Source organism: Chryseobacterium cucumeris (genome assembly GCF_001593385.1).
Taxonomy (GTDB): Bacteria; Bacteroidota; Bacteroidia; order Flavobacteriales; family Weeksellaceae; genus Chryseobacterium; species Chryseobacterium cucumeris.
Window position 1 is genome coordinate 178,188 of record NZ_LUVZ01000044.1, and the last position, 15,032, is coordinate 193,219.

The 15,032-nt window shown below is 30.3% G+C and carries 14 protein-coding genes; 7 read left to right on the forward strand and 7 right to left on the reverse strand.

Annotated elements, in window-relative coordinates; genetic code table 11:
• Positions 1-63 precede the first annotated feature (63 nt).
• The 7 genes from pyk to A1704_RS20060 form a co-directional block, all read right to left on the reverse strand.
• Positions 64-1,509: a pyruvate kinase gene (pyk, locus tag A1704_RS20035; RefSeq protein WP_062675798.1), complete on the reverse strand. Its 1,446-nt coding sequence runs from the start codon at positions 1,507-1,509 to the stop codon at positions 64-66.
• Positions 1,502-1,975 carry an IPExxxVDY family protein gene (locus tag A1704_RS20040; protein ID WP_034693113.1) on the reverse strand — a complete coding sequence of 158 codons (474 nt, stop codon included), beginning with the start codon at positions 1,973-1,975 and terminating at the stop codon, positions 1,502-1,504. The genes pyk and A1704_RS20040 overlap by 8 nt, the downstream gene beginning before the upstream one ends.
• The gene (gene rnc / locus A1704_RS20045; RefSeq protein WP_062675799.1) at positions 1,953-2,717 is read right to left on the reverse strand and encodes a ribonuclease III; all 765 of its coding nucleotides are present in this window, start codon (positions 2,715-2,717) and stop codon (positions 1,953-1,955) included. Before rnc ends, A1704_RS20040 begins: the two co-directional genes overlap by 23 nt.
• A 9-nt stretch (positions 2,718-2,726) precedes the next feature.
• On the reverse strand, positions 2,727-3,971 hold the full coding sequence (gene fabF / locus A1704_RS20050) for a beta-ketoacyl-ACP synthase II (protein WP_062675800.1): 1,245 nt from the start codon (positions 3,969-3,971) through the stop codon (positions 2,727-2,729).
• A gap of 35 nt (positions 3,972-4,006) precedes the next feature.
• Complete coding sequence (locus tag A1704_RS20055) at positions 4,007-4,246, reverse strand: acyl carrier protein (protein ID WP_002976354.1); 240 nt, start codon at positions 4,244-4,246, stop codon at positions 4,007-4,009.
• Positions 4,247-4,744: 498 nt separating this feature from the next.
• A complete protein-coding gene (locus A1704_RS24570) occupies positions 4,745-4,912 on the reverse strand; it encodes a hypothetical protein (protein ID WP_157885787.1) in 168 nt (55 codons plus the stop codon).
• A gap of 301 nt (positions 4,913-5,213) precedes the next feature.
• Entirely contained in the window at positions 5,214-5,762 is a 549-nt protein-coding gene (locus A1704_RS20060; protein WP_062675801.1) for a T6SS effector amidase Tae4 family protein, read from the reverse strand.
• 531 nt (positions 5,763-6,293) lie between these two features.
• Here A1704_RS20060 and A1704_RS20065 point away from each other — a divergent pair.
• The 7 genes from A1704_RS20065 to A1704_RS20095 all read left to right on the forward strand — a co-directional run bounded on the left by A1704_RS20065 (position 6,294) and on the right by A1704_RS20095 (position 14,926).
• Positions 6,294-6,545, forward strand: a complete 252-nt coding sequence (locus tag A1704_RS20065) for a hypothetical protein (RefSeq protein WP_062675802.1) — start codon at positions 6,294-6,296, stop codon at positions 6,543-6,545.
• Between the two features lie 87 nt (positions 6,546-6,632).
• Positions 6,633-8,672 carry a S41 family peptidase gene (locus tag A1704_RS20070; RefSeq protein ID WP_062675803.1) on the forward strand — a complete coding sequence of 680 codons (2,040 nt, stop codon included), beginning with the start codon at positions 6,633-6,635 and terminating at the stop codon, positions 8,670-8,672.
• Positions 8,673-8,700: 28 nt separating this feature from the next.
• The gene (locus A1704_RS20075) at positions 8,701-9,897 is read left to right on the forward strand and encodes a lanthionine synthetase LanC family protein (protein ID WP_062675804.1); all 1,197 of its coding nucleotides are present in this window, start codon (positions 8,701-8,703) and stop codon (positions 9,895-9,897) included.
• A gap of 6 nt (positions 9,898-9,903) precedes the next feature.
• Positions 9,904-12,144 carry a lantibiotic dehydratase family protein gene (locus tag A1704_RS20080; protein WP_062675805.1) on the forward strand — a complete coding sequence of 747 codons (2,241 nt, stop codon included), beginning with the start codon at positions 9,904-9,906 and terminating at the stop codon, positions 12,142-12,144.
• Positions 12,145-12,148: 4 nt separating this feature from the next.
• Positions 12,149-13,027 carry a thiopeptide-type bacteriocin biosynthesis protein gene (locus A1704_RS20085; protein ID WP_157885788.1) on the forward strand — a complete coding sequence of 293 codons (879 nt, stop codon included), beginning with the start codon at positions 12,149-12,151 and terminating at the stop codon, positions 13,025-13,027.
• A gap of 163 nt (positions 13,028-13,190) precedes the next feature.
• Entirely contained in the window at positions 13,191-13,967 is a 777-nt protein-coding gene (locus A1704_RS20090) for a toll/interleukin-1 receptor domain-containing protein (protein ID WP_062675807.1), read from the forward strand.
• Between the two features lie 17 nt (positions 13,968-13,984).
• Positions 13,985-14,926 (forward strand): HNH endonuclease, encoded by a 942-nt coding sequence (locus A1704_RS20095; protein WP_062675808.1) that lies wholly within the window; start codon positions 13,985-13,987, stop codon positions 14,924-14,926.
• Positions 14,927-15,032 lie beyond the last annotated feature (106 nt).

Genomic DNA, 15,032 nt, shown 5'->3' on the forward strand with positions numbered 1-15,032 from the left:
ACTCCCGGAAACTTGTTTCCGGGAGTTTTTTATGCTGTTACAAAAAGTAATTTTGCTTATTGCTTATACTGTCGTAAGTCTCAATGTATTCGTTTTTCCACCTTCATATGATGGAGTAGCATTGATATTGATGACGAAATCTCCGGTTTCGATGTAACCATAGTTATGTGTTAACATATTGACCTGGATGATCGTTTCGTCGGTAGACTTCTTCATATCATAGTAATAGGCATGAACCCCCCAAAGAAGGTTCAGCATTGTAATTACTCTTCTGTTACCACTATATACGATGATGTGAGAGTTGGGTCTGTGTGCTGCAAGCTGGAAGGCTGTATATCCTGAATGAGTAAGGGTTACAATAGCAGAAACATTGGTTGTTTTAGCAATTCTTACTGCTGCAAGACAAACCCTGTTGGTAATGAATCTTTCATCAATACAGTTATAATCTTTCTCGATAGGCTCATTTTTGTGTTGGTAGAAATGAGTAGTTTCGATATTTTTTACAATTTTAGCCATGTTTTCCACAACCTGTACCGGATATCTACCTACAGAAGTTTCTCCGGAAAGCATTACGGCATCAGCACCGTCCAATACAGAATTGGCAACGTCATTTACTTCCGCTCTTGTTGGTGTTAAACTGTTGATCATGGTTTCCATCATCTGAGTAGCAATAATTACCGGCTTGGAATAGAATCTTGCTTTTTCTACCAGATTTTTCTGGATCGCAGGAACTTCCTCCATAGGAACTTCTACCCCAAGGTCTCCACGTGCAACCATTAATCCGTCGCATTCAAGAAGGATTTCATCAATATTTTTAACGCCTTCAGGTTTTTCAATCTTCGCAATAATAGGAGTCTTGAATTTACCGTTCGGGTGGTTTGCAATTAATTCTTTCAGGTCAATAATGTCCTGTGCGTGACGTACAAAAGAAAGAGCAATCCAGTCTACCTCCATGTCAAGCATGAAATTAGCATCCTGAACATCTTTTTCTGTCAAGGCAGGAAGAGAAACATTTGTATTAGGTAGATTAACTCCTTTTTTAGAACTTAACGGACCTCCCTGAATAGTTTTTGCTTTTACAGTATCTTTTTCATTGGTTTCGATAACCTCCAGCATTAGTTTCCCATCATCAATAAGGATTCTTTCACCTACTTTTACGTCTTGTGGAAACTGTTGGTACGTCATGTATACCTTTGTGGAATCTCCCTCCATCTTTTCATTAGTGAAGGTAAGAATATCACCTGGGTTCAGGTAAGATCCCTCCTTTACAACTCCCACTCTCAGTTTAGGCCCCTGAAGGTCTCCAAGGATTCCTACAGAATAACCATACTCATTGTTTAGCTCTCTAATTATTTCAATATTTTTTCGAACTAAGTCGTAATCTGCATGGGAAAAATTTATTCTGAAAATATCAACACCCGCTTTCATTAAATCTAACATTACCTCCTTCGACGATGAAGCAGGCCCTAGTGTTGCGATAATTTTTGTCTTCTTTAAATACTTATTCATAATACTGGATAATTTGATAAAGTTCCTCATCAGAACTCAGTGTATAATCTTGAATTGGAAATACAAGATTTTCAGGGAGCAAAATTACGGAAAAATCAGGAAACTGTTCCGAACTATGCAGAATATATTCCACATCTACCTGATTATTTAATAAAAATTTAATGTTTTCTTCTTCTGTAAAGAGTTCTGTCTGAATTTTTTTTTGCTTACTTTCAGAAGATTTATTGGAAATGAAGGTAAAACAAGTCTTCGTATACTTGTGGTAGGCCTCAAATCTTGGAAAAAAATAATCATAATAACCTCCATGAAAGACAAGATCTTTCTTTCTTGAAAAATTGAGGTTGTTGGTTTGATTTATTTTGTAGAAAAACTCATGAGCAGGTACATCTTTGGCTAATCTTACCAATCCTATGGCAATATCTTCAAATTCTATATCATCAAGATCATAAAGTTTTTGAATTTCCAAGTATATTTTCTTTTTTGTTTAAAATATAAAATGCTCTCTGTGCTGCTTTTTCCTCTGCTTTCTTTTTGGAAGTCTCTGTTGCATTAGCAATTTTTTCATCTCCCAGCCATACATGGCATCTAAATACGATAGATTTATTAGCCTGTATTTCCTCGCAGGTTTCGTACTTTATATTGACCTTCTTCTTCTGACTCCATTCGAGCAGGAGACCTTTATAACTTACAATTTTGTTTTCAAGCTTATTGATCTCGGAAGGGGTCAGCAATTTTTCCAAAATAATCCTTTTACAGGTATCATAATGGAAGTCTAAATAAACGGCACCGATTAAGGCTTCAAACAAATTTCCAGAGATATTTTCTCCTAAAGCTGATGAGCTGTTTTGCTTTTGCAAAAGGCTGGTAAGCTTGAGATCTTCTCCTAATTTATTGAGGTTTTTCCTATTAACAATCTTAGATTTCATTTGTGTCAGATATCCCTCATTAGCCTGAGGGTAAGTCTGGAACAAATGACAAGAAATAATTGTACCCAAAACAGAATCTCCCAAAAATTCAAGTCTTTCGTAATTGCTGTCTTGATTTTTAGAAGAATTTTTCAAAGAAAAAGCTTCACGGTAAAGAGCGATATTCTGTACCTCTGTACCCAAAACTTTTCTAAGCTCGGTACTGAGAAAATATTCTCTCTCCGTTAATTGTCTTTTTCTTTTTTTGAGAAGGAATTTAGAAAAGTATTTCTGTAACTCCATTCATTGAATTTAGATTTTCTTAAATAGAACGCAAGCATTATGCCCGCCAAATCCAAAAGTATTGCTCATGGCTACTTTTACATCTTTCTTAACAGCAGTATTGAACGTAAAGTTGAGTCTGCTGTCAATATTTTCATCATCAGTAAAATGGTTGATGGTTGGAGGAACAGTACCATGAATAATAGTTCCCAATGCAGCGATAGCTTCAATAACACCTGCAGCACCTAAAAGGTGGCCAGTCATTGATTTTGTAGAATTAATCTGAATGTCATAAGCATGCTCGCCTAATAATTTCGAAATTGCATTGGATTCTGCGATGTCTCCTAATGGAGTAGAAGTACCATGCATGTTGATATGATCTACTTCATCAGCAGTTAAGCCTGCATCTTCCAAACAGTTTTTCATTACCAGATAAGCGCCAAGGCCTTCAGGATGTGGAGCAGTCATGTGATGTGCATCAGCACTTAAACCACCTCCCAGTAATTCTGCATAAATTGTAGCACCACGTTTTACGGCGTGCTCATATTCTTCAAGAACAATACATCCTGCTCCTTCACCTAACACAAATCCATCTCTGTCTTTGTCAAAAGGTCTTGAAGCTGTTGTAGGATCGTCATTTCTTGTAGAAAGTGCCATCATTGCGTTGAATCCACCGACACCACTTGCTGTAACGGCTGCTTCAGAGCCTCCGCAAACAATCACGTCTGCTTTTCCTAACTGGATCAGCATTTTGGAATCAATTATAGCATTCGCTGAAGATGCACATGCAGATACAGTCGTATAGTTTGGTCCGTGGAAACCGTATTCAATTGAGATATGTCCTGGAGTGATATCCGCAATCATTTTTGGGATAAAGAAAGGGTTAAATCTCGGAATTTCCGTATTGGCCCATCCTAACACTTCAGTTTCAAAAGTCTCTAATCCTCCGATTCCGGAACCCCAGATTACACCAACTCTGTTTTTATCTACATTGTCTTCAATAATGCCGGAATGCGCTACTGCTTCTCTTGCAGCAACAAGTCCCAATTGAGTATTTCTATCCATTTTTTTAGCCTCTTTCTTATCGAAATGCTGTAACGGATCGAAATTTTTTACCTCGCAAGCGAACTTTGTTTTAAAGTTTGTGGCATCAAAAAGAGTAATCGGAGCGGCACCGCTCTCACCTTTCACAAGATTTTCCCAGTATTCTTTTGCATTATTTCCTATTGGTGTTATTGCTCCAAATCCGGTTACAACTACTCTTTTTAATTCCATAAACTTTGTTTAATTTCTTTTTTTGTTGAAGAATATTATTTATTTACTACTTCTTCGATGTAAGCGATAGCGTGTCCTACAGTAGTAATTTTTTCAGCTTGGTCATCAGGGATCTGAATGTTAAATTCTTTTTCGAATTCCATGATTAACTCAACTGTATCTAGTGAATCAGCTCCTAAATCGTTAGTGAAGCTAGCTTCAGGAGTTACTTCTGTTTCTTCAACGTCAAGCTTATCAGCGATGATAGCTTTTACTCTTGATGCAATGTCTGACATAGTAAATTATTTTTTTAATTGTTAGATGGTGCAAATATATAAAATTCTTTACGATAAAACATTTTTTTAGTCTTTTTTGTGGACCGGAAGCTTTCATTTTAGATTGTTTCGCTTTAGTCTTTTCGTTTTCAGTGGTTTATATTTGGTGTAAATGATGAATGAAGAAGTAGAACTTTATATTTGATTATACTGATCAATTTTTAAAGAGAATAATATCTTGATTTAAGTGAAAGTTTATCTATTATCTAACGTTCCTGATTTAAAAGAGCAGTATGGAATTCTTGAAAGGCACGAGCAAGTTAGAGAAATTTTTGAAAATATACTTGAACGCCAGATATTGCTATGAATTGAGTCATTCAGCACTATGGAGTAGTGATGAATTTTTCAAAGTTGCCTAAAATAAAAAATGATTGGTTTAACCTGTCTGTGGTAAAACCAATCATTTTTTATTAGCTTAAAGACTTTTATATTATCTTAAAAGAAATTTGTAATTAAATCTTAGGGTATAGTTTCTATAGAAGATATTTTTAAATTTCCATTTTCTTTTTTTAATGTAACTATAGCAGATGCCCCTTCAAATTCTGTTTTTTTATTGGGATTAGCTGTTGAATATGATAAAACAAAATTAGTTCCTTGTTTAGTAAAAGTTGAATTAGAATTTTTCAATAATTTATAATCTAGTAACTTTATTACTTCTTGAAGATTATTTTGGACAAATTTTTTGTTTTCTATGATGTATTGATTATCATATCCATTTTCAATCTCACAAATACTGCACTGAATATTATTTGCAAATAAAGAATTTACTTTTTCATCCTTGCTTAAATATAAAGAATCTTATTTTTTTATAAGTTGAATTGCTTCTTTCTTTTCCTCTAAATAATTTTCTTGAGATTGTACTCCACAAGAAGTCATGATGATAAGACTTAAAAATATCTTTTTCATTTTTTTTATTTTTAAATTAACTTTAAGGTTTAAATTCCCAAATTCTGATTGATTTAATCCCGCCAGGAACATTATTGGCATTTGCTCCCCCAGGTATATGTCCGTTTTGGATTAAATCAACATGTCCTGTATATCCAGCAGTAGTTGAACTATTATTAGCAATAACATATATTCCAGTTTTACCTTCCAAAAACTTTGCCACTTTATCAGGATTATTAGCATCTGTACCTTCTAATATATGAGTTGGACTTCCAAATGTTTTTGACATAAAATCTCCTGCTGTTTTTGCTTGTAAATAATAATATCGAGGTTGTCCGTTTTCATCTGCTCCCTTTCTGCTCAGTGAATTGTTAGGTATGTAAAATCCTAATCTATTCATTGCTAATGAAAATCTCACAGTACATGCATTTCTATATGGACCGATATCCTTACCTGAGCTATTATATAAATACTCGAGGTTACCACCTACCATGGGGTAGATTTGAGAAGCTGGCATTTGCTTAAAATAGCCTGGATATCCTGGATATTCTAATTTTGGAAAAGCTCCTACGAATTGAGAATATGTTGGCATTTGTTTATTCTGATACTGTATGGTATTGAGGATATCATCAAGATTATCAACAGGCTCTCCGTCATCATTTGTCGTTTCGAGAATTTAAGTTTGTAAAATGAAAAGGTTTAATAAATATGTAGGAGATTTTAATTATTGGTTTAATAGATATGTGAGAGTAAGAAAAACATTTTGAGAATTGATGAAAAATAACAGAATGATATAAAATTGGCCTCTGTTTAATTGATTTTTTCTTGCCAATTGTTGAAATAATATTTAAGACTTTTCACCGTTTATTGAAAGATTAATTTTAATTTTTTAAAAATAATTTTATATTTGATATCTCTAAAAACACAAATGGCTATTTCTCCTTTTAGAAAAGCCGTTTATATTTATGATAATTAATAGTGACTTATTTTTGAAAAGAAGTCATAGAAGAATATATTGCGCAATAGAATGGTAGGAATGAGCCGAAAGCCTACCTCCGAAAGGAAAGCTAAAATTTCTCTGTTGAAGTTGTAGTAAATAAGTAGGCAAAAAATTTTAATTATTATGAAAGAAAAAAAATTAAGCAGTTTGGTTTTAAACAAAAAAGTAATTTCAAGATTAAATCAATCATTTATCGTTGGAGGTGACATAGATATGGATAATTCACTTGATGATGGTATTACTGGACTTACTATTTGCACGAACTCCCCTAAATCTAGATCTTGCAAATGCACTCAGTTTCCTCAAACTTATCCTCTTCCTGCCACAACAGGATGTAATACAGCTACAGATATGCCATCTAGAAGTTGTGCATAATCTCTAAATAACAATATTACTTTCATATGGAGTAGATAATTCTACTCCATTTTCCTTAATATCTTTAATAAATTTCAAAATATTTATATGAAAAATGTATTTTTAATATTTACTATATTTTTATTTTACTCTTGTAAATCTCAAAATAAAGACATTGATTATAATTTAGATTTTGAAATTGTATCAAAGAACAAATCAATTCCCGAAGGATGGTTTTTGTGGGGGAATAAAAATGTAAAATCAGATTCGATTACTTACAAATCAGGTAAAAAAAGTATATCAATTTTCGAAAATGGAATTGGTGAATTTGGGAGCATTGCTTGTAAAATAGAAAATAAATACAAGGGAAAAGAAATAACCTTGGAGGGATATATTAAAACCGAAAAACTAGAAGATGGTTTTGCTGGTCTTCTTATACGGGTTAATAAAGGAGAAAATGTTCTTGAGTTTGACAATATGCAATCTCAAAATATAAGTGGAACACAGGATTGGAAAAAATACACTGTAAAAGTACCGCTACATGACGACGCAGATTACATCTATATCGGAGCTATTTTGCAAGGTAATGGGAAAGCATGGTTTGATGATTTGAAAGTATATATAGATGGGATAGAAATAGGAAAAGATTCAACTATTAAAACATCAGCCATGATTAATGAGCAGAATACTGTCAAATTTAGCATTAAAAAACTTTCCGAAGCACAGATTGATAATCTCTATAAATTAGGTAAAAAATGGTCATATTTAAAGTATAACAGCTCAGTTATTGCAGAAGGTAAAATAGATTGGGACAATGAATTATTTAAATTCTTGCCTAATATTTACGATAAAAACTTTGATAAAATACTTAATACTTGGACTTCATCTTTTGATAAAAAATCTAATATTAGAGAAAATGTTTATGTTGATTTTTACTCAGAAGAAGGAAATCCTATTTTTAAAAATGAATTATCATATCCAAATATGAGATGGGACGATGATGGCCTTAAAATATTAGCATTATTCCGTTATTGGAGTATGATTGAATATTTTTACCCATATAAACACTTACTTACTAAAAAGTGGGATGGGGTTTTGTACAAATATATTCCCCAATTTATTAACAGTAGGGATGAATTATCTTATAAATTATCTGTTTTAGAACTAACCTCAGAAATAAATGATTCACATGCCGCAATATACAATTTTGGTGATGCAATAGAAAAATTTTACGGTATAAATAAAGCTCCAATAGTAGCTAAGTTCGTTGAAGATAAGCTAGTTGTTACAGAGAGTAATTCTCAACCAAATATAAAGATAGGTGATATTATTACCGAAATTGACCATAAAAAAATAGAAGATATTATAAAAGAAAAGGCTAAATATGAACAAGCATCAAATCAAAACGGACTTTTAAGAAATATTTCCTTCAATATATTTCGTACCAACAACAATTTCTTGTCTTTGAAAATTAAGAGAAATAAATTTAGTGATGAATTAAATGTAAATGTAAAATGTATTCCAAATAGTAGCATTGAGTATAATAAAAAATTGCCATCCCATAAACTTGTATCTGAACAAATAGGTTATATAAATCCAGGTTTTCTTAAAGAAAATGAAATTGATTTAATCATGGATGAGTATATAAATAAAAAGGGAATTATAATTGATCTTAGATATTATCCTTCAGATTTTATTGTATATAGTCTTTCAAAATATTTAGTATCATCTCCTACCGATTTTGCTAAGTTTACTCGAACTTCTTTTGATGATATTGGAAAATTTACAATTGGAAATCCTGCTCAAGTAGGTGAAAATTACAAAAAACAATTTAAAGGAAAAATTGCAATCTTAGTAGATGAAATGACACAGAGTAATGCTGAGTTTACCGCAATGGCTCTTAGAGTAGCACCAAAATCGGCTGTAATTGGAAGTCAAACAGCGGGAGCTGACGGTAATGTTTCAACAATAATTTTACCAGGAAATCTAAGTACCTCAATAACGGGAATAGGAGTACTATATCCCAATGGTAAAGAGACACAAAAAATTGGAATTGAAATTGATATTCCAGTAAAAACTACAATTGAAGGAATAAGAACTGGCAAGGATGAAATATTACAAGAAGCAATAAATTTTATTGTTCAATAGTCATACTTATTAATCATGAAATCTAGAAATGGAAAGGCTACATCTAAAACTAAAAGAAATTAATCATGTAATAAAAGAAGAAGTTTCTAAAGAAAATAATGTTGGAATACTTGATGGCTTATCTGGTATTGCATTATTTCAATTCTATTATTCTAAGTATTTAGAGAGTGAAAATATATATGAAGATGCTTTAATTACATTACAAAAATGTTTTGAAAAAATTAATGATGGGTACAGTTTGCCTACGTTTTGCTCTGGAATTGCTGGGTTTGGTTGGACAATAGATCATCTGGTCGAAAATAATTTTATTGAACTTGATAATGATGAATTATTATCTGGGTTTGATGAATATATTCATAATGTAATGGTTTTTAGTTTGAATAAGAAAAACTTTGACTTTTTGCACGGTGGAATTGGGTATGCATTATATTTTATCAACAGATATAGAAATACATCTCTAGAATCATTAAAACTTAGTTATAAAGCAAAAATTTATGAGTTTATTTCATTGCTAGAAAGTTTTGCAGACAAAACATCAAATCAATATAAGTGGGAAAAAGTTTCAAATGGTGAGAAAGTGTATGATTTAAGCTTATCACATGGAATGTCTAGCATTATTGGAATTTTAAATAAATTATATGAATTGCCCGAGTTTAGAGACAGAGTTAGGGACATCTTAGTAGGAACTATAAATTTTATAGTTGAGCTTCATTATCTTGAAAATAAGTTATCACTATATGCTTCAACGATTTCTGTAGTAAATAATAAAAATCAGGATAATTCTAGATTAGCATGGTGTTACGGGGATTTAGGTATAGCTACTGTACTTCTTCAATCCTCTTATTTGCTTAAATCTGAGAGTCTCAGAAAAAAAGTAATATATATATTAGAATTTTCATCTAAGAGAAAAAATTTAGAAGAAAATTCAGTTTTTGATTTGGGAATCTGCCATGGTACAATGGGAATATCTCATATTTTTAAGAATATTTGTCATAAGTTAAATACCAATACCTTTCAAGATACCTCTAAATATTGGTTAAATAAAGGGTTAGAATTATCAATTTATGATGATAATTATTTAGGTGTAAAGAAATGGGATCCTTCAATTAAAAGCTTTATTCCTGACCTATCATTGTTAGAAGGTGCTGCTGGAGTTGGATTAGTAATTATAAATTCATTAGCTCCTTTAAATACTAAGTGGGATGAATGTTTAATGTTAAATTAATAATTGATGAAAAATAACCATTACGATCTACTTCCAAATTTTATTCTAAGAACTCCTATATATTCTCTTACAAAATATAATACATTTACTTCAGGGAAATCTATTACTGATGAGCAAGTAAAAGACTTATGTAATGATCCTATATTTATTGAAGCAATATATCTAGCTTCACCTGCTTTGCATTCGGAAGTGAAAAAATGGGTAAATAATGAAATTTCAAATATTGAAAAAGTAGAAAAATTAAAACTTTCAATAATAAAATACTTTTCTAGAATGACATCTAGGTGTACTCCTTATGGACTTTTTGCTGGGTGTTCACTAGGTATTTTTGCTGATGAAACTAATATTATCCTTGAACAAGCACAGAATCATAATAGGCATACACGTTTAGATATGAATTATTTAGTGTCATTGTCTCAGAGTTTAGCAAAAGATGATATTATAAAAAACAAAATTAATTACTTTCCTAATAATAGCATTTATAAACTTGGTGATAAAATAAGATATGTTGAGTATTATTATCAGAACGGACACCGTTACCATAACATTGTAGCAGTTGATTCCTCCGAATATTTAGAAATCATTCTCGATAGGGCAAGCTATGGCTCAACAATTAAGGAATTAGTACTTCTGTTAATTGATGATGATATAACTGAAGAGATTGCTTACGAGTTTATTTGTGATTTAATTCAAAATCAAATTTTGATAAGTGAATTAGAACCTTCTGTTTCAGGAACTGAATTTATCGTACAAATTCAAGATACCCTTAAAGATAAGTTTTCATTAGAAGAATTTCAATCACTCAGCACAATGAACTTAATTAACAAAAGGTTAAACAGCTTAGATAGAAAAATTGGTAATGATATAGAGAATTATTTGGAGATAGAAAAAATAGTTACAGAAATGAGTGTTGAATTTGACCATAAACATTTATTTCAAACAGATTTAATTACAAGAACTGTAACAAATAAATTAAATAGGAAAGTTATAAAAAGTGTTAAAAAAGCAATCGTTTTATTGAATAAAATTACTCGTGAAAGACATCGTTCTGATATTGATTCCTTTAAGATAGCCTTTTATGAGAGATATGAAGATAGAGAAATGCCACTTGCTTTTGTTTTAGATAATGAAACAGGAATTGGGTATGGTAGACATACTCAATCAGGTAATGTAAGTCCTCTTTTAGAAGGATTACCTATTCTGGCAAAGACAAATAAGAATAGTTATGAGGTTCGTTGGTCAAAAATCATTGATTTCTTCTATAATAAAATACTTGATGCAGTTAAAAACAATGATATTGTTAAGTTAAACGATAAAGATTTTGAAAGTTTAGAGGCTAACTGGGAGGACTTGCCAGATACTTTCTCTGCAATGATTGACATAGTCCCTGACAATAATGATCTTAAATTTAGACTTACTGGTTGTGGAGGAAACAGTGCTGCAAATCTAATAGCAAGATTTTGCCATGGTAATAATGAATTATACGATTTCACGAAAGAAATAGTAAATATTGAAAAAATAATTAATCAGGATAAGCTAGTTGCAGAAATAGTACATTTACCACAAGCGCGAATTGGTAATATTCTATCCAGACCTACTCTTAGAGACATGGAAATTCCATATTTAGCAAAATCTATACAGAGTAAAGATAAACAGATAGATATTAATGATTTAATGATTTCTATTAAGAATGAAACACTATTTTTAAGATCGAAAAAATATAACAAGGAAGTCATTCCTAAAAATACAAATGTATATAACTATACTAATAATCCGCTCCCTATCTATCAGTTTTTATGTGACATGCAGTCAGAAAAAGTAAGAAGTAGCCTTTGGATAGATTTAGGTTTTTTGTCCAATAAATTTAAGTTTATTCCTAGAATAGAATATGAGAATATAATTTTACAAAATGCTACATGGAATTTAAGTAACGAAGACGTCTTAGAACTTTCTAAAATAAAAAATAATGATAAAAAATTAGAGAATTCTATAAATGAATTCATAGAAAAATTCAAGCTTCCAAATTATATTGTTTTGGTCGAAGATGACAATGAATTGCTTATTAATTTAAGAAATATAACTTGCATTAAAATGTTCATAAATACTATAAAAAATAAAAGAACATTTCAGTTGCAAGAATTTATTTTTAAAAATGATGAAGAGTTTATAAAGGATATAAATGGTGAGCAATATACAAATCAGTTTATTTTTTCAATTTATAACAAAAGTAAACTTCAAGCTAATTAATGATATGGATAAGTTAATTGAAAGAACTAATATAATTGGAGGAGAATGGATATATTATAAAATATATTCTGGTGTAGAAAATGCTGATGAAATTATAAGAATTGTTAATGAAGTTGCATTAAAACTATTTGATCTAGAAGTTCTTGAACTTTGGTTTTTTATAAGATATGCTGATCCTAAGCAACATTTAAGAATTAGATTTAAATGCAAAAATTCTGAGGCTGTAGGTAGTATTATAAGTGAAATGCATAAAGCTTTAAACCCTTTAGTCAGCAAGGACTTAATATGGAAAGTACAATTAGATACTTACAATCGAGAAGTTGAACGATATGGTAAAAATACTATTGAATATTCTGAGATTCTATTTTATTATGATAGTATAATGGTTGTAGATTATCTAAACAACTTTAACGATGAAAATTTACGTTGGATGTTTTCCCTTATAGCAATTGATAATCATCTAGATATATTCAATTACAATTTAAATGAAAAATATAATTTGTTAAATAGTTTAAGCACGGGTTTTAAAAATGAATTTATCCAATCAAAAACTCTAAATCAAGGACTTAATGATAGATACAGATTATATAGAAAAGATATTGAAAGTGTGATGAATAAAACGAATGAATATTCTTTATTCTACAGTATTTTAGAAAACAAAAAAAGAAGTTTAAAAAAAATTTCTGATTATATTATATCTCTTAAAGAAAAAAATAATTTAGAGGTTGATTTTGATGAATTAAACTCTAGTTATATTCATATGATGATGAACAGACTTTTTTCCATGGAGAATAGAAAGTTTGAAATGGTTTGTTATGAGTTTCTTAATAGGTACTATAAATCGAAAATAGCACAACAAAAATTGTTTAAAGAAAATTCATAGTTCTAGAAGTTACTGACCAACACAAAATCAAAACATAATATTATAAATCAATCACGATTTAACTTGACAGTTGATTTATGTTGGTGCGGGTGTAGTGTAACGATCAAAATATGAAGATATAGGGTTATAGAATTACTTTGACAAAATATTTAAATAAACTAATATGAACGAAGAAAAAATTATTCGCCAAGAAGCTCAGGAATTTTTAGAAAACAGTAATCTGTTAAATCCCTACACAGATAGCAGTGAAAGACTTTTTTTATTAAAATCTAAACTTAATGATTTTTATACTTCTGAATATAAAGCCATGTTTTTGGATGAGTTAGAAATTTCTTTAAAAAGAGATCTACAAAATCACAGAGATAAATCACATGGAGGGCAAGCACAGGAAGATTGTGAAATAGAGCAATTGACGGAAAAAATACTATTTTACATTAGACAAGAACTAAAGATATTACCAAAAATTGTACATCAAAAAAATGAAATTAATGAAAACCCTAAAAGAGAAAAAGTCTTTGTAAGCTATAGTCATTCTGATTCATCCTTTTTAGATGATATAAAAAGACATTTCAAACCTTTCTTAGAAAAAATTGACTTTTGGGATGATAATAATATTGAGCCAGGTCAAAAATGGAAAGAAGAAATAAAACAAGCAATGTCAAAAGCAAAAGTTGCAATTTTATTAGTAAGTACTGATTTTCTTGGTTCTGACTTTATTAGAAATGAAGAATTGCCTGAACTTTTAAGTGCCGCAGAAAATGAAGGTGCTGTTATTTTGACTGTTATTTTAAAACCTTGTTTATTTGAGGAATTTAGTGAAATTAATATATATCAAGCTATGAATTCACCAAGTTCACCAGTTTCAAAAATGGATGAAAATACTAAGGAAGAGCTTTATGTAAATCTTGTACGACAAACCTTAAAAGTATTATCAGAATAAAAATTCCCAAAACTGTTGTGGATAAACTTAATGCAATTGATGAAAACTATATTGTATCAAATGTAATTCATCTAAACGAACGGAAAAAAAATTTTTTAGGAAGTAAAGAAAATAGGAAGTGTAGATTTTGTGAACGTACCTCAAATGAAACAAAGTTTAAAAAAATAGCACATGCAATTCCTGAATTTGTAGAAAATTATACTCTTTTTAGCTATTATGAGTGTGATGAATGCAATGAAAAATTTTCAAGAACTTTAGAAAATCATATGTCAAGCTATATGAACTTGCATCATTCCCTTGCTCAAGTAAAGGGCAAGAGAGGTATTCCGTCGTTCAAAATTGGAAACAATAAATCGCGCCTTGATTGGGATGAGAACGGATTGGGCATTAAGCAATTTGAAGAAGATAATTTTAATATTATTGAAAAGGATGAAGAGAATAAAATTATTAAAATTCGGGGAAAAAGGGCAACTTATATTCCAATTGCTGTCTATAAGTGTTTAACAAAAATGGCATTGAGTATAATGTGCGAAGAAGATCTAAAGGATTTTAAAAACACAATAAATTGGATAAATGAGGAGGATCATGAACAAAGTAATTATTTTGTAGGAAATTTAAAGGCATATTTCACATTTATAATAAGTGCAAAAAATTCTTTTACTTCATGTTTTTTGTTAAAAAGAAATGCGGATAAAAATAGCTCAGTTCCTTACATGCTTTTCTTCCTTTCATATAGTCATTTTACTTTTCAAATTCATATACCTTTGTGTGAATTAGATAAACATTTATTTAATAAAACAGTAACTTTATATCCAATTCCCAATATGTTTGAAATTGATAAGGAAAACCCTGCAAAGATGGATAGAACAATCATAGATTTAACATCTAATCAAAAAGTTAAAGATGACATTGCTGAAATTTATTTAAAATATGAAAGTTCAGCGCAAACAGAATTGTAAGTTCTTCATAACAGTGTGTTAGAAGATGTATTGACAATTTTGTAAATTGTTAGTGCAAATGTTTATTAATAATATAATTTTATTACAATAAAAACGATTGTATATA

Bases quoted from the DNA above. Each gene is read 5' to 3' on its own strand.
- pyk (WP_062675798.1), bottom strand. From the start codon at position 1,509: ATGAATAAGTATTTAAAGAAGACAAAAATTATCGCAACACTAGGGCCT.
- rnc (WP_062675799.1), bottom strand. From the start codon at position 2,717: ATGGAGTTACAGAAATACTTTTCTAAATTCCTTCTCAAAAAAAGAAAA.
- fabF (WP_062675800.1), bottom strand. From the start codon at position 3,971: ATGGAATTAAAAAGAGTAGTTGTAACCGGATTTGGAGCAATAACACCA.
- A1704_RS20055 (WP_002976354.1), bottom strand. From the start codon at position 4,246: ATGTCAGACATTGCATCAAGAGTAAAAGCTATCATCGCTGATAAGCTT.
- A1704_RS20060 (WP_062675801.1), bottom strand. From the start codon at position 5,762: ATGCCAACATATTCTCAATTCGTAGGAGCTTTTCCAAAATTAGAATAT.
- A1704_RS20065 (WP_062675802.1), top strand. From the start codon at position 6,294: ATGAAAGAAAAAAAATTAAGCAGTTTGGTTTTAAACAAAAAAGTAATT.
- A1704_RS20070 (WP_062675803.1), top strand. From the start codon at position 6,633: ATGAAAAATGTATTTTTAATATTTACTATATTTTTATTTTACTCTTGT.
- A1704_RS20075 (WP_062675804.1), top strand. From the start codon at position 8,701: ATGGAAAGGCTACATCTAAAACTAAAAGAAATTAATCATGTAATAAAA.
- A1704_RS20080 (WP_062675805.1), top strand. From the start codon at position 9,904: ATGAAAAATAACCATTACGATCTACTTCCAAATTTTATTCTAAGAACT.
- A1704_RS20085 (WP_157885788.1), top strand. From the start codon at position 12,149: ATGGATAAGTTAATTGAAAGAACTAATATAATTGGAGGAGAATGGATA.
- A1704_RS20090 (WP_062675807.1), top strand. From the start codon at position 13,191: ATGAACGAAGAAAAAATTATTCGCCAAGAAGCTCAGGAATTTTTAGAA.